The organism is Streptomyces sp. A18 (assembly GCF_059026065.1).
In genome coordinates this window covers 379,554-404,980 of record NZ_JBWLKL010000005.1, presented here as the reverse complement: position 1 = coordinate 404,980, position 25,427 = coordinate 379,554, and the positions used below count along the sequence as shown (strand labels likewise).

Sequence of the window (25,427 nt, the reverse complement as noted above, 5' to 3'; positions counted from 1 at the left end):
AAGAGACCGTTGCCGACCTCGCCCGCACCGTCCCAGGAGAAGATCACGAACTGCGGGGGCGTCTCACCCGGCTGCAGCGCCACAGGTGAGTCCGGCTGATACGGCTGCTTCCCCGAGTACGCCGTCGAACCGTCACCGATCAGCTTCGCCGGGGCCTGCTTCTGCTGCGCGCCGTGCCCGCTGGTTCCGTCCGGCCCGTGCCCCTGCCCCCGTCCGGACGGCGACGGGGACGCCGAGCCCTTGGCTCCCCGCTCCTGCGCACCGCACCCGGCAAGACCCACGCCCGCTGTCACCGCAAGTCCCAGCCCCAGCGCGTGCCTTCGACCGACCGAGCGCATACTCACTCCGTTCATTCGTTTCCTGGTCGAAACATGTGTAGACCGCAGGAAGATGAATGAATCATATGAATATGGGTCTTTTCACGGATTTGACCCACGGCGAGCAGTCGCCATGTGTCACGACACGCGAGAGCGGGGGCGCTTATCCGCCCGGAAGGTGACGGAGCGTAAGTAGTGATGGTCCATCAGTGAACCTGTGATGGTCCATCAGTGGCCGGTCGCCGCTGCCTCAAGTCCCCGGTGGATCCCACCCGCACGGAGGGATCCACTCGACGCCGCCGAGCGCCGGACCGCGTTCGATCGCGGTGATCAGCTCCTGGACCGAGCCGGCGCCGAGCGGCCCGGCCACGGAGACGACCCCGGCGAGCGCCTTGTGCGCACGGCGCCAGGCGCGGCTGCGACGGCCGCGCAGATACTCGACGATGGCGTGCGCGTACTGCGTCATGGAGCGCGTCCATATGTCGTGACGCATCTCCGTGCCGGCGGACGCGCGCCGGACACTGCGCAGCGCGTCGGCCGGACGGACACGCGCCTGGGCCACTGCCAGCCCGGCCCAGCTGGCCTCGGTGGGCGGGCCGTGACCCGCATGGGCGGGGACGGTGTGGGCGGCTTCCCGCAGATGCTCGATGGCGCGTTCCGTCTCGCCGTCGCGCAGCGCGATGAGGCCTTGTACGTGGGCGACCCTGCCGATCGTCGCGTCGTCCCCCGCGAGGACGGCCACGCGCCAGGCCCGGCCGAGCAGCTCCTCGGCCTCCGGCGCGCCGGTGCAGGCCGCGAGCCAGCCGGCCAGCCAGAGGGCCTGCCCGCAGCCGGGGGTGTCGGTGTGCCCGAGCGGCAGCAGCCGCCGCAGGTGCCCGCGCCCCTCGGCGGCGTGCCCGCACACCGCCCACCAGAACCACAGGTCCACCACCATGCCGAGGGCGGTCGTGCTCTGCTCGGCGGTGTGCGGGCCCCGCTCCAGCGCGGCCCGCAGGTCGAGCTCCTCGTCGCGCAGGAGCAGGGTCGCCTGCTCGTGCCGTCCGGTGCTCCACAACTGGTGGGCCGTCGAGGCGACGGTGCGGTACCAGGTGAGGTGGCGGGTGGCCGCCGCGGCGGACTCGCCCACGGATTCGAGGCGTTCGGCACCGAAACCGCGGGCGGCGGCCGGCAGCCGATAGCGGGGCTGCAGCACGCCGCCGGGGTCACGCACCGGTTCGAGCACCGAGGCCAGGACGAGCCGGGCCAGGCAGGACGCCACCCGCGCCGGTGCGAGGCCGCCGCCCGCGCACACGTGGACGGCGGCGTCCTGGTCGAACTCGCCCGCGAAGACACTGAGCCGAGCCCAAACGCTCCGCTCGTCCTGCCCGCACAGCGCATAGCTGGCGCCCACCGCGGCGCGCAGGGACCGGTGCCGCCGCAAGGGCGCTTCGGGCCTGCCGAGCCATCCCTGGGCGGGCCGGAGCATCCGCGCGAGCTGAGCGGGCGGGTGCAGGGCGGTCTGCGCCGCGGCGAGCTCCACGGCGAGCGGTACGCCTTCCAGCTGGGCGCAGATGTCGCTGACGGCGCGCAGTTCGGCGGCGTCGGGCCGCTCGGCCGGTGAGGGGGCGGAGCCGCCGGTGATCGGATGCGGGTCCGTCCCGCGCCGGACGCCGCGTGCCCGCTCGATGAACAGCCGCACCGCGGGCCCCGGTTCCTCGTCCGCTCCCGGTGCGCCGACCGGGAGCGGGCCGAGGTGCAGCACCAACTCCTGGCCCAGGCCGAGCGGTTGCCGCCCGGTGGCGAGGACGCGTACGCCCGGCGCGCGCTGCAGCAGCGTCTGCACCAGCCGCACGCACTCGTCGCGTACGGGATCGAAGTCGTCGAGGACAACGAGCACCGGCCGCGCCTGAAGCCGCGAGATCAGCTCCCGCTCCCCGAAGCCGCCCTGTTCGCGGGCGCCCTGCTCGTCTCCGGCCGCGGGCGTGCCCCGCTCGTCCTCGCCGGGCTCGCCGTCCGCCTCCCCGTCCATGGCATCGACCACCGCCCGCGCCACCGACCGGCCCCGCGTCGAGACGTCGTCCCACCAGCGCACGATCACCACGCCGTTCGTCAGCTGGCTGCCCACCGCCGCGGCGGCATGCGCCGCGAGGGTGCTCTTGCCGACGCCCGCACCGCCCGCCACCGTCACCAGCCTGCTCTGGGCCAGCAGGCGGCGGAGTCTCGACAACTCCTCCGCCCGACCCATCAGGCCACCCCCGCGCACACGCACCGGCCCTGTCATCCCCTTCACGCTCGGGTAGTCGCCCCGAACCTTCCGCCGTCGTGCAGAATCGTCACTGCTACGCATTCGACAGATCCTCTAACTCCGTGTCCCGATCTGGGTTACGGGGCGAAGGGCGAGGCGGCCTGTCAGGCAGATCACCCGTCGTCGGCGTCCTGCCTGACGTGACCAAGACCGAGCCGGAGCAGCCGGCCCCCGAGACGCCGACGCCGACGCTGGCGGCGGCGGCGTCCAAGGGAGAGCGACTGTCCGCCGCCGAGACCTGGCGAGCGCTGTACCGCTACTTCCGCCCGCACCGCTGGGTCGTCGCGTTCGGCGCCCTGTGCACGCTGATCGGCGCGGCGACCGGTCTCGCCCAGCCGCTCGCCGCGAAGGCCCTGGTGGACCGGCTCGGCAGCGAGGACTCGATCGCCGGGATCATCCTGCTGCTCACCGCGCTCGTGGTGCTCGGCACCGCCATCGAGTCCGTCGGCGCGTACGTCCTTGAACGCACCGCCGAATCCGTGGTGCTCGCGGCCCGGCGCACCCTGATCGGGCGGCTGCTGCGGCTGCGTCTGCCGGAGGTGGAGCGCACCCAGCCAGGCGACCTGATGTCCCGGATCACCTCGGACACGACGCTGCTGCGCGCGGTCACGACACAGTCCGTCGTGTCCGCCGTCGCGGGTGGGCTCAGCTTCATCGCGACGATCGTCATGATGGGGCTCATGGATGCCGTCCTGCTCGGCGTCACCCTCGGCGTGATCGTGCTCATCGGCGGCGCGGTGGCCCTGGTGATGCCGAAGATCGCGCGCGCGACGGAGCGGGCCCAGGAAGCGGTCGGCACCATCTCGACCGCGCTCGAGCGGGCATTCGGCGCGTTCCGCACGCTCAAGGCCTCGGGCGCCGAGGAGCGCGAGACGGCCGTCGTGCGGGCCGCCGCGCAGGAGGCCTGGCGGCACGGGGTGCGATCCGCCAAGTGGCAGGCCGTGGCGTGGAGTTCGGTGGGCCTCGCCGTGCAGGTCTCATTCCTCGCCGTCCTGGGCATCGGTGGCGCGCGCGTCGCCTCCGGCGCGATCCCGGTCTCGACGCTCGTGGCGTTCCTGCTCTTCCTCTTCTACCTGATCGACCCCGTGTCCCGGCTCGTCGAGGGCGTCACGCAGTACCAGGTCGGCTCGGCGGCCATCGCGCGGATCGTACGGGCCGAACGCCTGGAGACGGAGGACGTCACCGAGCCCGAGCCCGTGGACCGGCCGGGGGAGCGCGGCCCGGCGGCCGTCGCCTTCGAGGACGTGACCTTCCGCTACCGGGACAACCTTCCGTACGTCCATCACGGCGTGAGCTTCGACGTCCCGGGTCCCGGCATGACCGCCTTCGTCGGCCCCTCGGGCGCGGGCAAGACCACCGTCTTCGGCCTCTTGGAGCGGTTCTACGACGCGACGGGTGGCCGCGTCCTCGTCGACGGCCGCGACGTGCACGAGTGGCCGCTCGCCGAACTCCGCTCCGTCATCGGGTACGTGGAGCAGGACTCGCCCGTCCTCGCCGGCACCCTGCGCGAGAACCTCGTCTTCGGGGCGCCCGGTGCGACCGGCGACGAGATCCAGGACGTTCTGGTACGCGCCCGCCTCGACACCCTCGTCGAACGGCTGCCGGACGGCCTGGAGACGCTGGTCGGACACCGCGGCTCCCAGCTGTCCGGCGGCGAACGCCAACGCGTCGCGATCGCCAGGGCGCTGCTGCGCAAGCCGCGCCTCCTGCTCCTCGACGAGGCGACATCGCAGCTCGACGCGGTGAACGAAATGGCCCTGCGTGATGTCGTCGCCGAAGTCTCCCGGGAAGTGACGGTCCTCGTGGTGGCCCACCGCCTGTCGACGGTGACGCTGGCCGACCGGATCGTGGTGATGGACGCGGGGCGGGTCCGCGCGTCCGGCACCCACGAGGAGTTGGTGGTCGCCGACCCCCTGTACGGGGAGCTCGCGGCGACGCAGTTCCTGGCGGCGTCCGCATGATCGACCCGCTCGTCGACATATGCCTGGCCCCGCGGCTGACACTCGGGGTTGGATGACGGCCATGACCAGTGCACACGGACGCAGACGAGCGGAACTCTTCGTCGACGAAGAGCGGGACGGCAGGCTCGGCGCACGGACCACCGGCGACGAGCGGCTCATGCTCGCCGACTTCCTCGCGGCCCAGCGCACCACGCTCGAGCTGAAGTGCGCCGGTCTGGAGGCCGAGTTGGCCCTGCGATCCGTGGAGCCCTCCACGCTCTCGCTCCTCGGCCTCGTCCGGCACCTCGCCGACGTGGAGCGCCGCTGGTTCCGGCGCGTGCTCGCCGGCCAGGACGCGCCGCTGCTCTTCGGCTCGGACGCACACCCCGACGAGGACTTCGACGGCGCCGTGCCCGAACCGGCCGTGATCGCCGCCGCGTGGGAGGCCTGGCGCGTCGAAGTGGCCTTCGCCGACCGCTTCGTGGCCGAGGCGCCCGACCTCGACATCGAGGGCCACGACGGCTGGCGCGGGACGGTGTCGCTGCGCTGGGTGCTCATCCACATGGTCGAGGAGTACGCCCGGCACAACGGCCACGCCGATCTCCTCCGCGAGCGGATAGACGGCGCGATCGGCGTATAGCGGCGGGTGGGCGCAGACCGCTGCCGCGCCCCCGGTCCCCGGATGGACACAGCTCCCCACCTTTGCCCTGGTCACCGCGGTCAAGAACGGAACCCTGCGCCAGGGGCAGAGGGGAGGGGGGTGACCCGTCGCGCGGCGGCCGGCCACCCATCAGCCGCGTCAACAACGCTCCAGGTCAATACGCCTAGGCCGCTGGCACCAGGCGGGTGACGAGGTCGTGCCAGCCGGCCTCCACGCGGTCGAGCGGGATGCCGCGCTCGGCTGTCAGGTGGTGGACCAGGACGCTGTCGATGGAGCCCAGCAGCGCGTGTGCGAGGAGTTCGGCGTCGCCCGCCACACCTGCCTGGCGCAGCAGCATCGTGACGTGCGTGACGCGCAGTCGGTTCGCCGGGACCGCGTAGGTGCGCAGGGGGTCGGTCCGGGAGGACAGGATCAGCTCGTGGTGGTCGCGCTCGTGGCGGATCAGGGCGGGCCCGAACGCGTGCAGGCGCTCCAGGGGCGGGGCGCCGGGGCCCAGCGGGGCCGGTCCCGAGAGGAAGGCGGCCTGGAGCTGCTGCTCGCTGTGGTCGAGCAGGGCGACCAGGAGCCCGGTGCGGTCGCCGAAGCGCCGGAAGACGGTGCCTTTGCCGACTCCGGCCGCCGCGGCCACCGCGTCCATGGTCAGCTGCGCGGCGCCGCACCCTGCCATCAGCCGCGAGGCGGCCTCCAGTAGACGCGTGCGGTTGCGTGCCGCGTCGGCCCTGAGCGAGGGGGGTGTATCCGCGGCCGGGGTGAGGGTGAGTTCGGTGGCCCCGCCCGGGGAGTCGGGCGCGGGGGTGGGCGGGGTAGCGGGTCCGGTCATGGATCCAGCGTAGCGCCCCGAAGAGATAAGTGGACCGTAGTCCGGATAAGTGGTACAACTATAAACGGACCTCGGTCCGTTTGATTTCGTTCCCGCAGGTGAGTTCCACCCGTATCCATTTCAGGAGTTCCGTCATGTCTGTACGCATCGTCGCCCTCGTCGGCAGCCTCCGCACCGGCTCCCACAACCGTCAGCTCGCGGAGGCCGCCGTCAAGCACGCGCCCACGGGTGTGGACGTCGAGCTGTTCGAGGGTCTTGCGGAGGTGCCCTTCTACAACGAGGACATCGACGTCGAGGGCAGCGTTCCGGCCGCCGCGGCCCGCCTGCGCGAGGTGGCCGGCAGTGCCGACGCCTTCCTGCTCTTCTCGCCCGAGTACAACGGCACGATGCCGGCCGTCCTGAAGAACGCGATCGACTGGCTGTCCCGCCCGTACGGCGCGGGCGCGATCTCCGGCAAGCCGGTCGCCGTCGTCGGCACCGCCTTCGGCCAGTACGGCGGCGTGTGGGCGCAGGACGAGGCCCGCAAGGCCGCGGGCATCGCCGGTGGCGCGGTCATCGAGGACGCCAAGCTGTCCATCCCCGCCTCCCTGACGCGCTTCGCCGAGACCCACCCGGCCGACGACACGGAGGTGGCCACGGCCCTCACCGCGGTCGTCGCCCGCCTCACCGAGCAGGCCGCCTCCGCCGCTGCCTGACGCTTCCGCGGGACCGCGCCGGTGCCGGGCTGGGCGCAGTCGATGCGATGGGTGTTCGGCCGGTCAGGGCAGGTGCGGCACTCGAAGAGGTAGACCCCGCCCAGATCGCCGAACGCCATCCCCGCGTGTTCGTCACCTGTTCCGGATGTACGACACAGGGGCGCGGCACGTACTTCTCGCGCCGCACGGCAGGCACCGGTGCGGCGTCGAGCACCTGCCCCACCGCGCTCGCGTCCCGCCAGTGGATCCGCGGCACGACCCACGGGCCGCCTCTGTGGTCGCGCGGGCACCACACCACTTGGAGCACGTCGCGCCCTTGCGGGAAGGCGACGACGTACGGGACATCGGCCCGGTAGATCTGCGCGGCGGCCACCATCGGTGCCCCTCCGTGCTCCGCGCACGTCGGCCACGGTTCCTGCGTGGGCCGGAGCAGGGGCCCGCCGACCGAACTCTCGCGGCACGTCGGATTCTCCCGCGCGCGGGTGGAGCCGCACCGCCTCCTTCTTGAAGCGGACCACCTCCGCGAAGAGTCGCTCCACGTCCAAGGGGTGCGGCGGAGTGCGGCGGGTCATCCGCCCGATGGTACGTGGCGGAGAGGGGGTACTTCCGTGGCGGCCTCGCCGGAGGCTAGCCTGTCAACATCACACGGCCCGCGAGGAGTTGGGATGCCCGGTCGCTGAAGCGCGCGTTGACGTCGTAGGTCATCGACCTGTCAATCGCGTGCTGCCCTTGAGTCGCGGCACGGCGAACCCTTCTCTGCCTCCAGGGGTCCCCTGTGCCGTCCGCTTCTCGTGCCGTGCCCGCGCGCCCTCCGTCGAGCCTGTGGCGGGATGCCGACTTCCGCAGACTCTGGCTGGGGCAGACCGCCTCGCAGCTCGGAGCGCAGGCAAGTCTGGTGACCCTGCCGCTCATCGCCGTGGTGGCACTCGACGTCGGCGCCGGTCAACTGGGCGCGTTGCGCGCGGTGGAGCAGGCGCCGATCCTGCTCTTCTCGCTCTTCGCCGGCGCGTGGGTCGACCGCAGGCGCTCCCGCGACGTGATGGTCGCCGCGGACCTCGGGCGCGCGCTGGCACTGGCCGCGATCCCGCTCGCGTACGTACTGGGAGTGCTCGGGATTCCCGCGCTGTTGGTGGTCGCCTTCCTCGTCGGTGCCCTCAGTGTGTTCTTCGATGTCGCCTACCAGGCCTCGCTGGTACGGCTGTTGGACCGCGAACAGCTGCTGCCGGGCAACAGTGCGCTCGAAGGCAGCAGATCCGCGGCGCAGATCGGGGGGCCCGCGCTCGGTGGCGCGATGGTGTCGCTGTTCACCGCGCCGATCGCCACTGTGGTCGGCGCGTTCTTCTTCGCGCTGTCGTTCCTGTCGATCCGGCGCATCCGCCGCCCCGAGCCGCTGCCCGTGCGGTCCGGGCCTGTGGAGGGGGCGCAGGCGGACGAGCGGCTCCCGCGCGTACGGCGGCAGATACTGGAAGGTCTCCGCCTCGTCGTCGGCAATACGTCGTTGCGGGCCGTGGGGATTGCCACCGCCCTCTTCCAGTTCTCGTTCGCGGCCGTGACGACCGTCTATCTGCTCTTCCTGCCGCGTGAACTGCACCTGTCGGGCATGGCGGTCGGTCTGGTATTCGCGGCCATGGGGCCGGGCGCGGTGGTGGGTTCCCTGCTCTCGGCGAGGCTGCCGGGGAGGCTCGGCTACGGCAGGGTCCTCGTGGGCTCGGCGGTGCTCGCCGACGGGGTGATGCTCTGCGTACCCGCTCTGCACGGCTCCAACGCCGTCACCGTCACCGCGCTGATGGCGATCAACTTCTTCTTCGGGGTCTTCAGCCAGTTGGTCAACGTCACGATGATGGCCGTACGGCAGGCGATCACGCCCGTCCGGATGCAGGGCCGCGTCGTCGCGACCATCAACTTCGTCGGCATGGGCCTGACACCGCTCGGCTCGCTGCTCGGCGGGTTTCTGGCCGGTGCGTGGGGGCTGCGCACGAGTCTGCTGCTTACCGCCGTCTGCCTGGCACTGTCCCCGCTGTTCATGGCCCTGTCCCCGCTGTCGCGCCTGGGCGAGCAGCTTCCGGCCGAGGACGACACCGCCTTCCGGTGACGGTTCGGGGGAGGCGGACGCCGATGGACGCCTAGATTGGATCGGCATGTACTCGACCCAGGTGTCCGGGCACGTGAACGCCCCGCGCAAGGCCGTCTATCAGGCGCTTCTGGACGCGGACGCGATCGCGCGCTGGCGCGTGCCGGACGACATGAGCAGTCACGTGCACACCTTCGAAGCCCGCGAAGGCGGGCGGTTCCGCGTCTCGCTCACCTACGACGCGCCGACCGGGACGGGCAAGTCGGCCGCGCACACCGACACGTACCACGGCCACTTCGCGCGGCTCGTACCGGACGAGCAGGTGGTCGAAGTCCTCGAGTTCGAGACCCCCGACCCCGCCTTGCGCGGCACGATGACGATCACGACGACGCTCACCGACGCGGACGGAGGCACCGACGTCCTCGTCGTGCACGAAGGGATCCCCGACAGCGTGCCCGCCGCCGACAACGAGACGGGCACGCGCATGGCATTGGACAACCTTGCCCGTCTCGTGGAGGGAGCGCCCTAGCGGTGGGCGGGAGCTCAGCCCGTACGCGGCTCGGCAGCGTCCCGAAGGAGCGCCGTCAGAGCGACGACGGCGAGCAGGGCGATCGCGGGCGCGAGCGCGGCGGCCGTGCCGTGGCGCAGTTGCAGCAGGCCGCCCGCGAGCGCGCCGGTGAACATCGCGCCGACGGACACGAATCTGCGTACGGACGCGGGACCGAGCCGGTCGGAGGCCAGGCCGGTCAGGGTGCGCGTGAGGACGGTGGTCGTCAGATCGGGTACGGCGAGCTTGCCGACCACGGCGTTCTGCAGCCCCATGCCGAGCGCGAGCAGCACGATCAGGACGTGCTTGACATGGGCGGTCAGGTCGAGCACCAGGGCCGCCGCCACCAGCGCGGCGTGCGCCGCGACGAGGAGAGCGAACAGCCGCAGCGGCCCCGCGACCCGCGGCGCGATCCGCCCGCCCGCCCACGCCCCGGCCACGAACGCGCAGCCAGCCAGGAGCGAGGCCGTCGCGGACAGTTGGACGTCGCCCGCGAGCGCGAAGCCCAGGAAGACCACGTTGCCGGTCATGTTGGCGACGAAGACGCGGTCGAGCCCGAGGTAGCTGACGGCGTCGACGAGGCCGGTGACGAACGTCAACACGACGAGCAGCGGAGGCAGTACGCCGTGGTGACCCTCGGCATCGGGGAAGAGGCGGGCGGCGGCCCGGTCGAGCGGTGAGTTCATACCGTCTCTTCGGCATGCCCGCAGCGGTTCACGTCACCCGAAAGGGCATCACTCGGGCACCACTCAGGACGGCAGCGGCCGATCCGCCCACGCCCGTCGTACGTCGCCACCGGGGTCCTCACGAACCGTCCAGCGGTGACCGATGACCGACGTGGCCCGCCGCCGGGTGTCGTACGGGGCCCAGCCGGGGTCACCGGTGCGGGCGAAGCGGATCCAGGCGGCGTGCATGCGGGGTGCCAGGTCGGGCGGAGGTGCGCTGGGGCCCAACAAGCCCCCGGGGCCGCCCAGCTGGGCCGGGTCGAGGTCGAAGACGAAGGGGAGCTCCATCGTGTGGGTGGCGCCGAGCAGTCCGCCGACGGCACCGGAGCGCCAGTCGAACAGATAGCTGTAGGTGGCGCCGGATGAGCGGCCGGCGTGGGCATCGGCAAGCGCCCAGCTTCCCGCGCCGAACAGTGCGTCGCCCATGACGGCGGAGCGCAACTGCCCTGGGGCAGCCCTGGGGTGCGCCGCGCGGTACACGGCGACCAGCAAGTCCGGTGCGGGGTGCGAGCCTTCGGCGGCGGCGCGGACGTCGGCCATGGTCGAGGCCGCGTAGGCGCCGGAGGGGACGAGGTAGAGATTGCCTTCCTCGGTGTTGGTGCCGATCAGGAGGTCGGTGTCGGTGCTGCCGAGCCCCGCGGCGACGGCGTCGGCGGGCTGACGGTCCGCGACCACACCGAAGGGACTGAGGCCGATCAGCGGGTCGTAGGCGGTGCTGGTCCGTAGGTCGAGTCCGCCGAGTCGGGACGAGGCCTCGACCAGGTGTGCGTCGGGGACGGCTTCGAAGGCGTCGGCCCGTGGCTCGATGCCGAGGGAGGCCGCTGCCGCCTCCGTCACGCGGGCGGCCTGCTCGGGGGAGAAGGCGCCAAGGCCGCTGCCGCTCTGCACGATGGCGCGCTGGACGAGGCCCCTGCTCTCCGGCGCGGCGACGACGGCACCGGTGAGGGTGGCGCCCGCGGACTGGCCGAAGAGCGTGACCCGGTCGGGGTCTCCTCCGAACGCCGCGATGTTCTCCCGTACCCAGCGCAGGGCGGCGAGGACGTCGAGCAGACCACGGTTGCGCGGCGCTCCGGGCAGGTCGAGGAATCCGGCGATGCCGAGCCGGTAGCCGACGGTCACCAGGACGACGCCGTCGCGCGCGAAGGCTGTGCCGTCGTACAGGGGTGCCCTGGTCGAACCCGCCACGAAGCCTCCGCCGTGCACGAAGGCCATGACGGGCAGGGCGGCCTGGTCCAGGTCCTGGCGGTCGGGGGCCCAGATGTCGAGGGTGAGGTAGTCATCTCCGGGCACCCAACCGGGGCCGAAGTAGGGCGACATGTCGATGCCACCCAGGTTCCGCTCGGCCTGTGGCGCGGTCGGCCCCGCCGCGGTCGTGTCCCGGACGCCATCCCACGGGGCGTGCGGTGCGGGCGCGGCGAAGCGTCCGGTGCGGGCCGGGGGCGCGGCGTAGGGGACGCCGCGGAAGACCACGACTCCCTGATGACGGGCGCCGGCGACCACGCCCTGCGCGGTGGTCACGGTGCGGGTGTCGGTGCGGATCCCGGTCATGCGCCGACCACCGTTCCCTTGTGGCCCTTGTGGCCCTCGTGGCCCTTGTGGTCTTCGGGCCCTTCATGGCGCTCACGTCCCGCGTCCTCCGTGTCCGTCTCCGCGCGCGCGTACGGCGTGAAGGGAGCCCACCCCTTGATGGCGAACGCGCTGCCCGAGCGCTCGACCTCGGCGGCGCCGTGGCCGCCCAGGTGGGCGGGAACGACGAGCGCGTTGTGGTCGGCCGCCCAGCCCAGGATCCGCCGCCGCGAGGCGCGGGCGCCGACGGGGTCCTCGCAGAAGCAGCTGTTGTGGTCCGGGTCGACGAGCTGGACGGGACTGTGCAGCAGGTCGCCGACGAAGACCGCTCGGTCGGTCCCGGCGGCGAGGGTGAGCACGCTGGATCCGGGGGTGTGGCCGGGGGCCGCCTCCAGGCGCAGGTTGGCGTCGATGCGGTGGTCTCCTTGCCAGAGGCGCACCTGTCCCGCCCGGTGCACGGGGGCGACGCTGTCCTCGAAGACGTTCTGGTTGCCGCGGCCGAGCCGGGGCTTGTGGCCGTTCTCGGGGTTCCAGAAGTCGTAGTCGTCCTTTGCAGCAGATAGGTGGCGTTCGGGAAGGTGGGGACCCACTCCCTGCCGTCCAGGCGGGTGTTCCAGCCGACGTGGTCGACGTGCAGATGCGTGTTGATCACGATGTCGACGTCCTCGGGGGCGACGCCCGCACGCGCCAGGTCGGCGATGAAGTCGGTGCGCAAGTGGCTCCACACCGGCGAGTAGGGCCGCTCCTTGTGGTTGCCGACCCCGGTGTCGACGAGGACGGTCTTCCCCTCGCTGCGCAACAGCCAGCTCTGCACGGCGGAGTTGACGGTGTTCGTACGCGGGTCGAGGAAGTGGGGCGGGTGCCAGGCGGAGTTGTCGCGCCAGGACTCCTCCGGGGCGGTGGGCAGGAACTGCCCGGGGGTCATGTCGATGGGGCCGTAGTACTCCTTGACGCGGGTGACGGTGACGCCGCCGAGTTCGATCTGTTCCGTCTGTTCCATCTGATCCATCGGGGTGCTCCATGGGGCCGGGGCTGGTTCTCTCTCGACCACCACCGTCGCCGCGTCCGCCGGGGTCGGCCAGACCCGCTGCTGCCTACCCCGGACAGGGTCAGGCTGCGGCGCACGTGCGGATGCAGACTGGAGGACATGAGTGAGCGAGGCCGACTCGGCGACTTCCTGTACGCGCGACGTTCCCAGCTGCGGCCCGCGGACGTCGGTCTGAAGGACTACGGCGACCGGCGGCGCGTGGCAGGACTGCGCAGGGAAGAGCTCGCCCTGCTCGCCGGCGTCAGCGCCTCGTACTACACGCGGCTCGAGCAGGGCCAGTCGGTCGGGGCGTCCCCGGAGATCCTGGACGCCGTCGCCCGCGCCCTCTGCCTCGACGCGTCGGAACGCCGCCATCTGCACGACCTCGCCGACGCGGGCAGAAGGCGGACTCCGGCCCGCCGGCCGAGGCCCGAGCACGCGGGGGCCGCCACGCTGCATCTGCTGAGCACCCTGGAGGGCGTTCCGGCACTGATCACCGGGCGCCGCACCGACGTGCTCGCATGGAACCAGCTCGGCCACGCCCTGTTCGCGGCGCATGTGAGCCCCGACAGCCCTCAGCGGGCGGCCGAGCGCCCCAACCTCGCCAGGATGCTCTTCCTCGACCCGCACACGCGTGCGTTGTACGCCGACTGGACGGCGAAGGCCAAGGCCGTCGTCGAGAATCTGCGGATGGTCGCGGGACGCCACCCCGACGACACCCGGCTGGCCTCGCTCATCGGTGAACTCACCGTCAAGAGCGCCGAGTTCGCCGCCATGTGGAGCGGCCACCGGGTGCACCCCTGCGACTTCGCGAGCTACGAGATGCGCCACCCCCTCGTCGGCACCCTCACCGTGACCCAGCAGAGCCTCAACCTCCCCCAGGCACCGGACCAGCACCTGGTGCTCGCCGTCACCGAGCCCGATTCACCGTCCAGGGAAGCGGTGACCCTCCTCGGGCGGGCGGCCACCGCCGACGGCCGCCCGCCCTCCGGCGCCGAGCGGGACGCAGGCCACGCCCGCCTTGACGCGGACCGGCGCTAGGACGGCGAGCGGCCCTCCAACGCCGCCTGCCAGCCCGGCAGTTCGGCCTCGCGCTCCGGTGCGGCCCGCCGCCCGCCGCGCGCGAAGAAGTCGGCCAGCGGGAGCGTCGCGGCGCCCACCGTCACCGCGTCAGGACCCAGGCGGCCCAGGTCGATGGTGACGCGCCCCGAGGGGTAGGACAGGGCGTAGGTGGGGATGTGGCGCTTCACCGCGGTGAGGAAGCGCTGCCCGAGCTGGAGTCCGGCCCAGCCGCCGACGAGGATCCGCTCCGGCTGGAAGAGGTTGATCAGGTCGGAGAGGCCCGCGCCCAGGTACTCGGCGGTCTCCTCCAGGACCAGCAGGGCTGTCGGGTCGGCCGCGCCGCCGCTCTCCGGGTAGGCGGCGTCGAGCATGGCCGTCAGCGCGCTCTCCTCGTCGATGCCTCTGGGCGGGCGCCCGCCCGCCTCCTGCCACCGTTCGAGTAGCGCCTCCGCACCCGCGTACGCCTCCAGGCAGCCAAGGGCACCGCACCGGCACCGTCTGCCCCGCACCCGAACGGTGAGGTGGCCCCACTCGACGGCGCGCCCCTGCTCCACGTCCTCGGAGACGACGCAGGCGCCGACACCCGATCCGAACAGGACCACCACCGCGTTGCGCGTCCCGCGCCCGGCGCCGAACCACATCTCCGCCTGGCCGAGCGTCTTGGCGCCGTTGTCGATGAAGTACGGGACGGAGTCGGGGAGTTGGGTCACCCCCCGCCCGGTGTCCCGCAGCAGTGACTCCAGCGGGACCGCGTTCCAGCCGATGGTCTGTCCGTGCACGACGGCGCCGAGCTCGCCGTCGCGCGCGACGATTCCGGGTACGCCGATCCCGACGCCGAGGAGCCCCTCGTCCGTGCCGCCCGCCGCGCCGAGCACCTCTCCGATCCCGTCGCGGATGTGCTCCGCGATGCCTTCGGCATCCTGATCCTTCAGGGTCAACGCCCGCTCGGCGCGCGCGAGTTCGGACAGCGACAGGTCGAAGAGCTCGACGCGTACGCGGGTCTCGCCGACGTCCACGCCGATCAGCTGACCACGGCCCGGCGCGACCCTGAGGAGCGTACGCGGGCGCCCGCCGTCCGACTCCACGCTGCCCGCCTCCTCCACCCATCCCTCCGCCACCAGTTCGGCCACGACATTGCTGATGGAACCTGAACTCAGCCCGGTGGCGGGCCCGAGCGTGAAGCGGCTCATGGGTCCCTCGAAGTACAGCCGTTGCAGTACGGCAGCGCGGTTCTCCCGCCGCAGGTCGTGCACCGTACGCCCGTTGCGCTGCCCAGCCATGTGGTTCCTTCCGGCGTGCTCTGCCTCGAAGTTGGTTCGGTGTGACCCCTTGACGGTATCTTCCCCGCCGGTTTAACTCACGTCCTAAATTAAGTCATGAGGGCATTCAAGAGTTGAACGCGGCGCCCGTTCGACCGGGCGCTGGTCCAGCCGTCCTCCCCATGACTCCCTCCGGAAGGGACACCTGGAGCCATGCGCAGATTCCGAGCCGCCGCCGTCGGCGCCGCCACTCTCTCGCTCGCCCTCACCGCGTCCGCCTGCGGCGGCGGTTCGACGACGGGCGGCGAGGGGTCCAACGACTCGCCGAAGACGCTGACCTACTGGGCGTCGAACCAAGGACCCAACGTCGAGGCGGACAAGAAGATCCTCAAGCCCGAACTCGCCAAGTTCGAGAAGCAGACGGGGATCAAGGTCAAGCTCGAGGTCATCCCGTGGTCGGAGCTGCTCAGCCGGATCCTGACCGCGACGACGTCGGGCCAGGGCCCCGACGTCCTGAACATCGGCAACACGTGGAGCGCGTCGTTGCAGGCCAGCGGCGCCCTGCTGCCCTGGGACGAGAAGAACTTCAAGAAGATCGGCGGCAAGGACCGCTTCGTGGAGTCCGCTCTCGCCTCGGCCGGAGCGCCGGACAAGGACCCGGCCGCCGTCCCGCTGTACTCCATGGCCTACGCGCTCTACTACAACAAAAAGATGTTCAAGGAGGCCGGCATAGAGAAGCCGCCCGCCACCTGGGACGAGCTGGTCGCGGACGGCAAGAGGCTCTCCAAGGACGACAAGTGGGCCCTGGGCGCGGAGGGATCGAACCTCGCCAACAACATCCACCAGGTCTTCGCCCTCGGCAAACAGCACGGCGCCGACTTCTTCACCGCGGACGGCAAGGCCGACTTCACCTCCGACGGCGCGGTCGCGGCCGTCAAGCAGTACGTCGACATGATGGCCAAGGACAAGATCATCGCCCCGGGCAACGCCGAGTACTCGAAGAACCAGTCCCTGAGCGACTTCGCCAAGGACAAGACGGCGATGGTGCTGTGGCAGGCCGCGGCCACCACCTTCAAGTCGCAGGGCATGAGCGACGACGACTGGGGCGTGGCGCCCGTTCCGGTCGCCTCCGGAACCCCGGGCCAGGGCAAGGCCACCAACTCGATGGTCGCGGGCATCAACATGGCCGTCTTCAAGAACACCAAGAACATCGACGGCTCGCTGAAGTTCGTGAAGTTCATGACGAGCGAAGCGGAACAGAAGATCCTCTGCGCGTCCTACGGCTCCGTGCCGCCCGTCAAGGCCGCACAGGAGGACGCCGCCTTCGACCGCCCCGAGCTCAAGGTCCTGCGCGACACCCTCGCCGAGAGCGCCGCGCCCCTGCCCCAGGTGGCCAACGAGTCGCAGTTCGAGACCGCGGTCGGCACCGCCGTGAAGAACCTCTTCGCGACGGCCGCGGACGGCGGTGAGGTGACCACCGCTTCGGTGAAGGCCGAACTGGTCAAGGCTCAGCAGCAGATGTCCCAGCAGTGAGCGACACGTCCGTGACTTCTGGGACTTCTGGGACCACCACCATCGTTCAGGACGCGAAGGAGCCGTCCGTGGCCACCCCGGAGAGCCCCCGAGGGCCGCGCCGCCGCCCCGGACGGCTCCGCCGCATCGGCCTCCCGTACCTCCTGCTGCTCCCCGCCTTGCTGCTCGAACTCCTCGTCCACCTGCTGCCGATCGTCATCGGCGGCGTGATGAGCTTCAAGGAGCTCACCCAGTTCTTCATCCGCGACTGGGGCGCCGCGCCCTGGTCGGGCCTGGACAACTACAAGATCGCGGTGGACTTCGACGCGCCGGTGGGCGAGGCGCTGCTGCACTCGTTCTTCGTGACCTGCGCGTTCACGGTGCTCTCGGTCGGCCTGTGCTGGCTGATCGGGACGACCGCCGCGATCTATCTGCAGGAGACGTTCAAGGGGCGCGGCTTCCTCAGGGCGCTCTTTCTCGTCCCGTACGCACTTCCCGTCTACGCCGCGGTGATCACCTGGGGCTTCATGTTCCAGCGTGACAACGGCCTCATCAACCATGTCCTGCACGACCAGTTGGGCCTCACCGACAGCGCGCCGTTCTGGCTCATCGGCGACAACAGCTTCGTCGCGCTGCTCACCGTGTCGGTGTGGAAGGGCTGGCCCTTCGCCTTCCTCATCATGATGGCCGGGCTGCAGAACATCCCGCGGGAGATGTACGAGGCGGCGGCGCTCGACGGCGCCGGGATGTGGCAGCAGATCCGCCGCATCACGCTGCCGTCCCTGCGCTCCGTCAACCAGGTCCTCGTACTCGTCCTGTTCCTGTGGACGTTCAACGACTTCAACACGCCGTACATCCTGTTCGGCAGATCGGCGCCCGAGGCGGCGGACCTGATCTCGATCCACATCTACCAGTCCTCGTTCGCCACCTGGAACTTCGGCACCGGCTCCGCCATGTCCGTGCTGCTGCTCCTGTTCCTGCTCGCGGTGACGGGCATCTACCTGTGGCTCACCTCACGCGAGAGGAAGTCCGCCCATGTCTAGCGTCCGCACGGCCGTGCGGCCCCGTGGGGCGACGAAGCCCCGGTCGCCGATGGCGGCACCCCGCTCGTTCCTCTGGTCGCGGCGGATCTTCCTGACGCTGCTCACGGGCTTCGTTCTCCTTCCGGTGTTCGTGATGGTGTCCAGCTCGCTCAAGCCCCTTCAGGACGTGTCGGGCCAGTTCCGCTGGGTGCCGAGCGGGCTCACGATCCGCCCGTACATCGACATCTGGAAGACCGTTCCGCTGGCGAAGTTCTTCATGAACTCGCTGATCGTGGCGGGCGCGGCCACCGTCTGCTCGGTGGTGATCGCCGTCTTCGCCGCCTATGCCGTCAGCCGCTACCAGTTCCGCGGCAAGCGCGTCTTCACGGTGACGGTCCTGTCCACCCAGATGTTCCCCGGCATCCTGTTCCTGCTGCCGCTGTTCCTGATGTACGTCAACATCGGCAACGCCACCGGGATCGCCCTGTTCGGCTCGCGGGGCGGACTCATCCTCACGTACATGACCTTCTCGCTGCCCTTCTCGATCTGGATGCTCATCGGGTACTTCGACTCGGTGCCGCGCGACCTGGACGAGGCGGCGCTCGTCGACGGCTGCGGGCCCATCGGCGCGCTCTTCCGGGTCGTGCCGGCCGCGATCCCCGGCATCGTCGCGGTGGCCGTCTACGCGTTCATGACCGCGTGGGGAGAAGTGCTCTTCGCGTCGGTCATGACGAACGACGCGACCCGCACTCTCGCCATCGGCCTCCAGGGCTACTCCACCCAGAACGACGTCTACTGGAACCAGATCATGGCCGCGTCGCTGGTCGTCAGCGTGCCGGTGGTCGCGGGCTTCCTCCTGCTCCAGCGCTACCTGGTCGCCGGCCTCACCGCCGGAGCCGTCAAGTGATCCATCCCCCGGCAACAAACCCGTCTGAGAGGACGTCCGTGTCGTCTGTGTCCGAGCTCATCGACCTTGCCGCACTCCCGCACGACTTCGCGTGGGGCACGGCCACATCGGCGTACCAGATCGAAGGGGCCGTCACCGAGGACGGCCGTTCCCCTTCCATCTGGGACACCTTTTCGCACACCCCCGGCAAGATCGACAACGACGATCACGGTGACGTGGCCTGCGACCACTACAACCGCTGGCGCGATGACATCGCGCTGATGCGGCAACTGGGCACCAACGCCTACCGGTTGTCCCTCGCCTGGCCGCGCATCGTGCCCGGCGGCGACGGGCCGCCCAACGCCAAGGGCCTCGATTTCTACGACCGGTTGATCGACGGGCTGCTCGAAGCGGGCATCACCCCGTCGGTGACCCTCTACCACTGGGACCTGCCGCAGGTCCTCCAGGACCGCGGCGGCTGGCCCGAGCGGGACACGGCCGAGCACTTCGCCGCGTACGCGTCCCTCGCCGCCGAGCACTTCGGCGACCGCGTCACCCAGTGGGCCACGCTCAACGAGCCCCTCTGCTCGGCGTGGATCGGCCACCTCGAAGGCCGGATGGCGCCGGGCCTGACGGACCTGACCGCCGCCGTACGGGCCTCCTACCACCTCCTGCTAGGGCACGGCCTCGCCACCCAGGCCATCCGCGCCGCAGCGCCCGGAGCGCAGATCGGCATCGTCAACAACCTCTCCACGGTCGAGGCCGCGAGCGAAAGCCCCGAGGACGTCGCGGCCGCCCGCCGCGTGGACGGCCACACCAACCGCTGGTGGCTCGACCCGGTCCACGGCCTCGGCTTCCCCGCCGACATGCGTGAGGTCTACGGAGTCGAACTCCCCGAACGTGCGGGCGATTTGGCGACCATCGCGCAGCCGCTCGACTGGCTGGGCCTGAACTACTACTTCCCGGCCGTCGTCTCCGACGACCCCGCGGGCCCCGCGCCCCACGCCCACCAGATCCGCCGCGCGGGAGTCCCGCGCACCGGCATGGACTGGGAGATCGACGCGAGCGGCATCGAGACACTCCTGCTGCGCCTCACGAACGAGTACGGGGCGCGCAAGCTGTACGTCACCGAGAACGGCTCGTCCTACCCCGACGTCGTGCGCCCCGACGGGACCGTCGACGACCCCGAGCGCACCGACTACCTGATCGGGCACCTCGCCGCCTGTGCGAGCGCCGCCCGCAAGGGAGCGCCCCTGGCCGGCTACTACGCGTGGTCGCTGCTCGACAACTTCGAGTGGGCCTACGGCTATGACAAGCGGTTCGGCCTGGTCCACGTCGACTACGCGACGCAGCGCCGCACGGTCAAGGCCAGCGGCCTGCGCTACGCCGACATCATCCGCGGCCACCGGGGGCGAGTACGCCGCGCCGCCTGACCCGGACACGGCCCCGCACGGCCGACAGCGGCTCCCGGCTCTCCGCCGTTCCGGGGGCCGCTGTCGGTGTCTTCACCCTGCCTCTCCGGTCGTCCTTCCCCGGTCAGGCCGGGTTCGGCTTGCGGCCCTCCCTCGCCGCCGCTCCGACGCACACAAGGCCCAGCAGGAAGGTCAGGGCGCCGATGATGATGTTGGTGAGGACGACGCCCGTGTCAGGGCTCGTGCCGACGATCCACGGCGACACGATCATCCATACGCCCATGGCGCACATGGCCCAGCTCAGGCCGTACATCCTGGCCGGCGCGACGGTGAAGCCGAGGCCCAGCAGGCCGATCGCGATGCCCATGATGAGGTTGTGCGTCGTGAGGACGGGCTGGCTGGTGGTGAAGTGGACCACCCAGGGGGAAATGGCACAGAAGAGACCTGTGAGGAACACAGGCCCGTCGACGAGTGCCACATCGTGTCCACCGAGGACGCGGGCGTACCGATCCCGCATTTCGGATACGTCAGGGTGAGCGCCTATATCTCCCCTGTGTGAGACGTCGGCCATCAGACTCGTCTCCTCTGGTTCATGCAGGCCTGATCACGTAGCGCGGCGGAATGTCGCGCATATCCATTCTGCTCTTATTTTTTCTTTATGCGTAGTTGTGGGGAGTGTCCGGCCTACCGGTCCTTGGAGAGTGCGAGCAGTTCGGCGAACAGGCCGCCTCCGTGGGCCAGCTCCTCGTACGGTCCCTGCTCCGTGATCCGGCCGTGCCGCATGACGACGATCCGGTCCGCCACCTTGGTGTTCTCCAGCTGGTGCGTCACGACGACCGTGATCTGGTCGGGGGCGGTCGCCTTGAGCGCGTCGAGCACGTCGCGCTCGCGGCGGACGTCCATCTGCGAGGTCGGTTCGTCCAGGATCAGCAGGGGCGGGCGGCGGTAGAGCGCCCGGGAGCAGGCGATGCGCTGCCACTGCCCGCCGGAGAGTTCGCAGCCGCCGAAGAGCTCGCGGGCCAGGAGGGTGTCCAGGCCGCTGGGCAGCTCCTCGATGGCGTCACGCATGCCGACCGTGTCGATGGCGTCCCACACCGGTCCGTCGTCGGCCGTACGGGGCTGGCCGAGCGTCACGTTCTCCCTGGCCCGCAGCGGCCACTGGGCGAAGTTCTGCGGGACCAGGCCGGTGCGGGCCCACACGGTGTCCGGGTCCGCCGTGGCGAGGTCGACCCCGTCCCAGGTCACGCGGCCCTTGTCGGCGAGGTAGATGCCGGTGATCAGGCGCGTGAGGGTGGACTTGCCCGAGCCGTTCTCGCCGACGACGGCCACGATCTCGCCGCGGCGGAGAGTGAGGGAGACGTGGTCGACGGCCGGTGTGTCCTTGCCGGGGTACTGATAGACCGCTTCGTCGACGCGGATCTCCGCCACCTGCGCCGGGGCGGTCGACGCGCCCCGTCCGGGGGCGAGTTCCCGGGCGAGAACGAGGAACGACCGCATATCGGCGAGGTAGAGGCTGGTGTGGAACATCGCCGCGCCATGGATCACCACCTGGGAGAGCGCGGCCAGCGACGTCTGCACGGCGACGACCGCCGTGGCCGCGGCGGCGAGGTCCACCCGCCCCGAGACGGCGAGCCAGGCGAGCGTCGCCCAGGTGGCGACGAGGAAGATCCCGCCGAGGGCCGAACTGGCGAGGACGATGCGCAGCATCCGCGGCGCGGCCGACAGCGTGCGCCGGTCGATGCGCGCGGACAGGGCCCGGTACCAGTGCAGCAGGTAGCCGGTCATGCCGTTCGCGCGCACCTCGTCGCTGTACTTCGGGGTCGTCGACCACCACCGCATCATCTGGCGTACGGTCCGGTCGCCGACGTTCGCGTAGTGCGTCTCGTAGGTGACGCGTGCCGAGAGGACCGCCCCGGCCCCGGAGGGCACGACCGCGAGGACGAGCAGCGGGAACATCAGCGGATGCAGCACGGAGAGCACCCCGCACGCGGTGACCATGCGCACCAGGGCGGCCGTGAACCGCGTCGCGTCCTGCACCATCAGGCGGCTGCGCGTCACCCCCATCTCGGCCGCCTCCTGCCGGTCGGCGAACCCCGGCTGCGCGTACGCGGCGGCCTCGGCCCGGCACACCGCCGCGACCAGGGCGGTGTCGGCGCCGGTCGTCAGGCGCGGGGTGATGCGCCCGTCGGCGTACGAGCAGAGCGCGGTGGCCACGCGCGTGACGGCGGCGGCGACCGCGATGACCACGAGGGCGGGGAGCGCCGCGCGCAAGCGGTCGGCGGCGGGTCCGCTGCCGAGGACGGGCTGCATGGCGGTGGCGGTGAAGGCGAGCTGCACGGCAGCGCCGGCGCCGACGAGGAGCTGGCAGACCAGGAGCAGGAGCACGGCCCGCCGGTCGGCCTCCCACGCCATCCGGGTCGTACGGGCGAGGACTGAGGGCAGCCGTGAGCACATGAGCCGGAAGGACGCCTCGCCGAGCGGGTTCTTGCCGGGGGTCCCCTCAAAGGTGAGCTCTGCCGGAGGCGGCGGGGTCGGTGGCGCGGATGCCAGGGGTGTCGTCACGCCGACCACCCCATTTCCGTGTAGGTACGGCCCGCGGCGATGCCGGTCAGGGCGACCGCCGTGTAGTCGACGAGAGGGGAGGGCAGGGCGGCGTAGGGCCACCACTCCAGGGCGGCGCAGCGGTCGGGTTCGCGGATCGCGGGGGTGCCGCTGTGGGCGAGGACGTGGAAGAGCAGCTGCATGCGCGCCCTGCCGTCGTCGCTGTCCCGGTGGTGGACGATGTGGACGAGCCGCAGGTCCTGCTCATGGATGGTGACGCCGAGCTCCTCGTGCGCCTCGCGCACGGCACACCCGGTGGCGGACTCCCGTTCGAGATGACCGGCCGGAAGGTGCCAGGTGTCGGGGGCGTAGCCGGAGTCGGGCGAGCGCAGGCCGAGAAGGACCTTGCCCGCCCGCTCGAACACAAGGTGAACACCGACGATGTTGGCGTGCAGTTCCAATGGGGCTCCCTGGCGGCATCGGTACGGACAGACGCTCGGAAAACCCCGTCGACCGATGGTGCGTAACGGTGACGCGGGAGCGAAGTCTCGCCCTAAAGTTCGAAGCCGGACCCGGCGGGCCGCGCCGGTGCGCCGCGCCGTTGGGTCGACGGTCCGTGATCTTGCGTTCGATTCACTCCGGCGGATCGAACCACCCGATCCGGGGATTGCCGCTGCGGGGACTGCGTCGGTGCTCGTCAGGGCGAATCACCGCGACGCCCGTACGGGGGACCAGAACGCGCCGACCCCCGCCCCGCCCGCTGGAATGAACAGGTGACCGCGCCCCCGGACGACTGCCTAGCGCGCAACGAGTGGATCTGCGGTGAGTATCTGAGCACCCGCCGCCAGATCATCGTCGACGCGGTCGTCCAGCATCTGGAGCTGACCGCGGCCTCCGTCCTCATCGCGCTCGTCATCGCCGTACCACTGGCCGTCGCCGCCCGCCGCTGGTCCCTGGCGGCCGGGCCCGTCCTGGCGCTGACCACGGTGCTCTACACGATCCCCTCGCTCGCGATGTTCTCGCTGCTGCTGCCCGTGTACGGCCTCTCCGCGTCCCTCGTCGTCGCGGGACTCGTCCTGTACTCGCTGACCCTGCTCGTCCGTAACATCCTGGCCGGTCTGCGCGGCGTACCCGAGGACACCCGGCAGGCCGCCCGCGGCATGGGCTACGGGCCGATCAGGCTCCTGCTCACCGTCGAGCTGCCGCTCGCGCTGCCCGCCGCGATGGCCGGCCTGCGCATCGCCACCGTCTCCGCGGTCTCCCTGGTCACGATCGGCGCGATCGTCGGCTTCGGCGGACTCGGCAACCTCATCTACACGGGCATGAACACCTACTTCAAGGCCCAGGTCCTGACCGCGTCCGTGCTGTGCGTCGTCATCGCCGTCCTGGCCGATGTGCTGCTCCTCGGCGTGCAGCGGATCCTCACCCCGTGGACGAGGGCGGTCCGCTCATGAACACCATCAGCGGGGCCTGGCAGTGGCTCACCGACTCGGCGCACTGGGCGGGCGGCGACGGCATCTGGCACCGGCTCACCCAGCATCTCGTCCTCACCGTGGTGTGCCTGATCCTGAGCTGTCTGATCGCGCTGCCGGTCGCGCTCGTCCTCGGCCACCTGGGCAAGGGGGGCGCCCTCGCGGTCAACATCTCCAACGTCGGCCGCGCGGTGCCGACCTTCGCCGTCCTCGTACTGCTGCTCCTCACCCCCGTCGGGCGGTGGGGCGAGGGCCCCACGGTCGTCGCGCTCGTCCTGTTCGCCGTGCCGCCGCTGCTCACCAACGCGTACGTCGGGATGCGCGGCGTCGACCGCAGCGTCGTACAGGCCGCGCGCGGCATGGGAATGACGGGACGGCAGATGCTGTGGCGGGTCGAACTGCCGCTCGCGATGCCGATGGTCCTCAGCGGGGTGCGGATCGCCGCCGTACAGCTCGTGGCCACCGCCACGATCGCGGCGCTCGCCGGCGGAGGGGGCCTCGGCCGGATCATCACGGCCGGCTTCAACCTCGCCAGTACGCCGCAGGTGGTGGCCGGAGCCGTACTGGTCGCGGTCTTCGCCCTCATCGTCGAGGGGCTCTTCGAGATCGGCGAACGGCTCGCTCCCGGGTGGGCGCGGGGGAGAGGGCGGACGGGATGAGGCGTCGGCGCACGGTGTGGGGCGCGGCGGCCGGGATGGCCCTGCTCCTTGCCGGGTGTTCTTCCGGCCCGTCCCTGGAGACCCAGGGCGAGGTCACCGCACCGCCCGGCGACAGCCGCCATCTGGTCGTCGGCTCGGCGGGGTTCACCGAGAGCGACCTGCTCGCCCAGATGTACTCCCTGCTCCTGACGGAGGACGGATACGGCGCGGAGATCCTCTCCGTGGCCAACCGCGAGCTGTACGAACCCGCCCTGGAGTCCGGACAGATCGACGTCGTCCCCGAGTACGCCGCGACCTTCGCGGACTGGCTGAACGCCAAGAAGAACGGCGCGGACGCGAAACCGGTCGGCTCGCCCGACCTGGACACCACGATGAAGGCCCTGCGCGCACTCGCGACCCCGCGCGGCCTCACCGTCCTGGACGCGGGCAAGGCCGTCGACCAGAACGCGTTCGCCGTCACCGCGTCCTTCGCCGAGCAGCACCGCCTGAAGACACTGACCGACCTCGGCAAGTCAGGCCTGAAGGTACGCCTGGCCGCGGGCGACGAATGCGTACAACGCCCGTACTGCGAACCCGGCCTGAAGAAGGTCTACGGCATCGACATCACCTCCGTCGACCCCAAGGGCGTGGGCACGACACAGGCCAAGAAGGCCGTGCAGAGCGGCCAGGACCAAATGGTCCTGACCACATCGACGGACGCCACACTCGACGACTTCGGCCTGGTCCTCCTGAAGGACGACAAGAAACTCCAGAACGCCGACTACATCGTCCCGGTCGTCAACCGCTCCCGCGCGGGCAGCGAGGGCGTAGCGAAGGCACTCGGCCGCCTCAACTCCGTACTGACGACAGCGGACTTGGCATCCATGAACGAACAGGTGGACAGCTGGCGCAGGCTGCCGCAGGACGTGGCGCGGACGTACCTGGAGGACAAGGGGCTGCTGTAGCCGAC

21 protein-coding genes and 2 pseudogenes are annotated in these 25,427 nt (G+C 71.0%); 13 read left to right on the top strand and 10 right to left on the bottom strand.

All coding sequences use genetic code 11. The features are described from left to right. Positions 1–338: pseudogene (locus tag AC5P1C_RS11875) on the bottom strand (hypothetical protein); the annotation flags it as partial. Between the two features lie 229 nt (positions 339–567). Further along, positions 568–2,577 carry an ATP-binding protein gene (locus AC5P1C_RS11870; protein WP_493865704.1) on the bottom strand — a complete coding sequence of 670 codons (2,010 nt, stop codon included), beginning with the start codon at positions 2,575–2,577 and terminating at the stop codon, positions 568–570. A gap of 215 nt (positions 2,578–2,792) precedes the next feature. Between AC5P1C_RS11870 and AC5P1C_RS11865 the strand changes: the two genes are divergently transcribed. Then, the gene (locus AC5P1C_RS11865) at positions 2,793–4,562 is read left to right on the top strand and encodes an ABC transporter ATP-binding protein (RefSeq protein ID WP_493865719.1); all 1,770 of its coding nucleotides are present in this window, start codon (positions 2,793–2,795) and stop codon (positions 4,560–4,562) included. Between the two features lie 61 nt (positions 4,563–4,623). Next, on the top strand, positions 4,624–5,181 hold the full coding sequence (locus AC5P1C_RS11860) for a DinB family protein (protein WP_493865703.1): 558 nt from the start codon (positions 4,624–4,626) through the stop codon (positions 5,179–5,181). A gap of 184 nt (positions 5,182–5,365) precedes the next feature. On the opposite strand, the gene AC5P1C_RS11855 is transcribed toward AC5P1C_RS11860, so the two are convergent. Continuing rightward, entirely contained in the window at positions 5,366–6,022 is a 657-nt protein-coding gene (locus AC5P1C_RS11855) for a TetR/AcrR family transcriptional regulator (protein WP_493865702.1), read from the bottom strand. Between the two features lie 134 nt (positions 6,023–6,156). On the opposite strand from AC5P1C_RS11855, the gene AC5P1C_RS11850 reads away from it, so the two are divergent. The 3 genes from AC5P1C_RS11850 (at position 6,157) to AC5P1C_RS11840 (ending at position 9,317) form a co-directional block, all read left to right on the top strand. Next, positions 6,157–6,717 (top strand): NAD(P)H-dependent oxidoreductase, encoded by a 561-nt coding sequence (locus AC5P1C_RS11850; RefSeq protein ID WP_493865701.1) that lies wholly within the window; start codon positions 6,157–6,159, stop codon positions 6,715–6,717. 775 nt (positions 6,718–7,492) lie between these two features. Beyond that, positions 7,493–8,809: an MFS transporter gene (locus AC5P1C_RS11845; protein WP_493865700.1), complete on the top strand. Its 1,317-nt coding sequence runs from the start codon at positions 7,493–7,495 to the stop codon at positions 8,807–8,809. A gap of 46 nt (positions 8,810–8,855) precedes the next feature. Further along, entirely contained in the window at positions 8,856–9,317 is a 462-nt protein-coding gene (locus AC5P1C_RS11840; RefSeq protein ID WP_493865699.1) for an SRPBCC domain-containing protein, read from the top strand. Positions 9,318–9,331: 14 nt separating this feature from the next. Here AC5P1C_RS11840 and AC5P1C_RS11835 read toward each other — a convergent pair whose 3' ends face one another. From AC5P1C_RS11835 to AC5P1C_RS11825, 3 genes and pseudogenes are all read right to left on the bottom strand, one after another. Beyond that, complete coding sequence (locus AC5P1C_RS11835; RefSeq protein ID WP_493865698.1) at positions 9,332–10,021, bottom strand: YoaK family protein; 690 nt, start codon at positions 10,019–10,021, stop codon at positions 9,332–9,334. Positions 10,022–10,084: 63 nt separating this feature from the next. Continuing rightward, positions 10,085–11,608 carry a carboxylesterase/lipase family protein gene (locus AC5P1C_RS11830; protein WP_493865697.1) on the bottom strand — a complete coding sequence of 508 codons (1,524 nt, stop codon included), beginning with the start codon at positions 11,606–11,608 and terminating at the stop codon, positions 10,085–10,087. Beyond that, positions 11,605–12,635 (bottom strand): annotated as a pseudogene (locus AC5P1C_RS11825) (MBL fold metallo-hydrolase). Before AC5P1C_RS11825 ends, AC5P1C_RS11830 begins: the two are co-directional and overlap by 4 nt. Before the next feature lie 138 nt (positions 12,636–12,773). On the opposite strand from AC5P1C_RS11825, the gene AC5P1C_RS11820 reads away from it, so the two are divergent. After that, complete coding sequence (locus AC5P1C_RS11820) at positions 12,774–13,694, top strand: helix-turn-helix domain-containing protein (protein ID WP_493865696.1); 921 nt, start codon at positions 12,774–12,776, stop codon at positions 13,692–13,694. Here the strand turns inward: AC5P1C_RS11820 and AC5P1C_RS11815 are convergent. Beyond that, a complete protein-coding gene (locus tag AC5P1C_RS11815) occupies positions 13,691–14,995 on the bottom strand; it encodes an ROK family transcriptional regulator (protein ID WP_493865695.1) in 1,305 nt (434 codons plus the stop codon). The genes AC5P1C_RS11820 and AC5P1C_RS11815 overlap by 4 nt on opposite strands. Before the next feature lie 192 nt (positions 14,996–15,187). Between AC5P1C_RS11815 and AC5P1C_RS11810 the strand changes: the two genes are divergently transcribed. From AC5P1C_RS11810 to AC5P1C_RS11795, 4 genes are all read left to right on the top strand, one after another. Then, the gene (locus AC5P1C_RS11810; RefSeq protein ID WP_493865694.1) at positions 15,188–16,507 is read left to right on the top strand and encodes an ABC transporter substrate-binding protein; all 1,320 of its coding nucleotides are present in this window, start codon (positions 15,188–15,190) and stop codon (positions 16,505–16,507) included. A 68-nt stretch (positions 16,508–16,575) separates the two neighbouring features. After that, on the top strand, positions 16,576–17,529 hold the full coding sequence (locus AC5P1C_RS11805) for a carbohydrate ABC transporter permease (protein ID WP_493865693.1): 954 nt from the start codon (positions 16,576–16,578) through the stop codon (positions 17,527–17,529). Beyond that, positions 17,522–18,415, top strand: a complete 894-nt coding sequence (locus AC5P1C_RS11800; protein ID WP_493865692.1) for a carbohydrate ABC transporter permease — start codon at positions 17,522–17,524, stop codon at positions 18,413–18,415. The genes AC5P1C_RS11805 and AC5P1C_RS11800 overlap by 8 nt, the downstream gene beginning before the upstream one ends. A gap of 47 nt (positions 18,416–18,462) precedes the next feature. Further along, the gene (locus AC5P1C_RS11795) at positions 18,463–19,827 is read left to right on the top strand and encodes a GH1 family beta-glucosidase (RefSeq protein WP_493865718.1); all 1,365 of its coding nucleotides are present in this window, start codon (positions 18,463–18,465) and stop codon (positions 19,825–19,827) included. A 103-nt stretch (positions 19,828–19,930) separates the two neighbouring features. On the opposite strand, the gene AC5P1C_RS11790 is transcribed toward AC5P1C_RS11795, so the two are convergent. From AC5P1C_RS11790 to AC5P1C_RS11780, 3 genes are all read right to left on the bottom strand, one after another. Continuing rightward, the gene (locus tag AC5P1C_RS11790) at positions 19,931–20,377 is read right to left on the bottom strand and encodes an SPW repeat protein (protein WP_493865691.1); all 447 of its coding nucleotides are present in this window, start codon (positions 20,375–20,377) and stop codon (positions 19,931–19,933) included. Between the two features lie 113 nt (positions 20,378–20,490). Further along, positions 20,491–22,368 (bottom strand): ATP-binding cassette domain-containing protein, encoded by a 1,878-nt coding sequence (locus tag AC5P1C_RS11785; protein WP_493865690.1) that lies wholly within the window; start codon positions 22,366–22,368, stop codon positions 20,491–20,493. Continuing rightward, positions 22,365–22,808 carry an NUDIX hydrolase gene (locus tag AC5P1C_RS11780; protein WP_493865689.1) on the bottom strand — a complete coding sequence of 148 codons (444 nt, stop codon included), beginning with the start codon at positions 22,806–22,808 and terminating at the stop codon, positions 22,365–22,367. Before AC5P1C_RS11780 ends, AC5P1C_RS11785 begins: the two co-directional genes overlap by 4 nt. Positions 22,809–23,120: 312 nt before the next feature. Between AC5P1C_RS11780 and AC5P1C_RS11775 the strand changes: the two genes are divergently transcribed. From AC5P1C_RS11775 to AC5P1C_RS11765, 3 genes are read left to right on the top strand one after another with little or no spacing between them, the layout of a single operon-like run. After that, positions 23,121–23,801, top strand: coding sequence for an ABC transporter permease (locus AC5P1C_RS11775; protein WP_493865688.1), 681 nt, complete (start codon positions 23,121–23,123; stop codon positions 23,799–23,801). Next, positions 23,798–24,478: an ABC transporter permease gene (locus AC5P1C_RS11770; RefSeq protein ID WP_493865687.1), complete on the top strand. Its 681-nt coding sequence runs from the start codon at positions 23,798–23,800 to the stop codon at positions 24,476–24,478. Before AC5P1C_RS11775 ends, AC5P1C_RS11770 begins: the two co-directional genes overlap by 4 nt. Beyond that, positions 24,475–25,422, top strand: coding sequence for an ABC transporter substrate-binding protein (locus AC5P1C_RS11765; protein ID WP_493865686.1), 948 nt, complete (start codon positions 24,475–24,477; stop codon positions 25,420–25,422). Before AC5P1C_RS11770 ends, AC5P1C_RS11765 begins: the two co-directional genes overlap by 4 nt. The last annotated feature ends 5 nt before the right edge of the window (positions 25,423–25,427 follow it).

What these genes read in the sequence shown, in the direction of transcription:
- AC5P1C_RS11840 (WP_493865699.1), top strand. Translation starts at nt 8,856, where the DNA reads ATGTACTCGACCCAGGTGTCCGGGCACGTGAACGCCCCGCGCAAGGCC.
- AC5P1C_RS11860 (WP_493865703.1), top strand. Translation starts at nt 4,624, where the DNA reads ATGACCAGTGCACACGGACGCAGACGAGCGGAACTCTTCGTCGACGAA.
- AC5P1C_RS11815 (WP_493865695.1), bottom strand. Translation starts at nt 14,995, where the DNA reads ATGGCTGGGCAGCGCAACGGGCGTACGGTGCACGACCTGCGGCGGGAG.
- AC5P1C_RS11820 (WP_493865696.1), top strand. Translation starts at nt 12,774, where the DNA reads ATGAGTGAGCGAGGCCGACTCGGCGACTTCCTGTACGCGCGACGTTCC.
- AC5P1C_RS11830 (WP_493865697.1), bottom strand. Translation starts at nt 11,608, where the DNA reads ATGACCGGGATCCGCACCGACACCCGCACCGTGACCACCGCGCAGGGC.
- AC5P1C_RS11765 (WP_493865686.1), top strand. Translation starts at nt 24,475, where the DNA reads ATGAGGCGTCGGCGCACGGTGTGGGGCGCGGCGGCCGGGATGGCCCTG.
- AC5P1C_RS11850 (WP_493865701.1), top strand. Translation starts at nt 6,157, where the DNA reads ATGTCTGTACGCATCGTCGCCCTCGTCGGCAGCCTCCGCACCGGCTCC.
- AC5P1C_RS11870 (WP_493865704.1), bottom strand. Translation starts at nt 2,577, where the DNA reads ATGACAGGGCCGGTGCGTGTGCGCGGGGGTGGCCTGATGGGTCGGGCG.
- AC5P1C_RS11800 (WP_493865692.1), top strand. Translation starts at nt 17,522, where the DNA reads ATGTCTAGCGTCCGCACGGCCGTGCGGCCCCGTGGGGCGACGAAGCCC.
- AC5P1C_RS11810 (WP_493865694.1), top strand. Translation starts at nt 15,188, where the DNA reads ATGCGCAGATTCCGAGCCGCCGCCGTCGGCGCCGCCACTCTCTCGCTC.
- AC5P1C_RS11855 (WP_493865702.1), bottom strand. Translation starts at nt 6,022, where the DNA reads ATGACCGGACCCGCTACCCCGCCCACCCCCGCGCCCGACTCCCCGGGC.
- AC5P1C_RS11770 (WP_493865687.1), top strand. Translation starts at nt 23,798, where the DNA reads ATGAACACCATCAGCGGGGCCTGGCAGTGGCTCACCGACTCGGCGCAC.
- AC5P1C_RS11835 (WP_493865698.1), bottom strand. Translation starts at nt 10,021, where the DNA reads ATGAACTCACCGCTCGACCGGGCCGCCGCCCGCCTCTTCCCCGATGCC.
- AC5P1C_RS11790 (WP_493865691.1), bottom strand. Translation starts at nt 20,377, where the DNA reads ATGGCCGACGTCTCACACAGGGGAGATATAGGCGCTCACCCTGACGTA.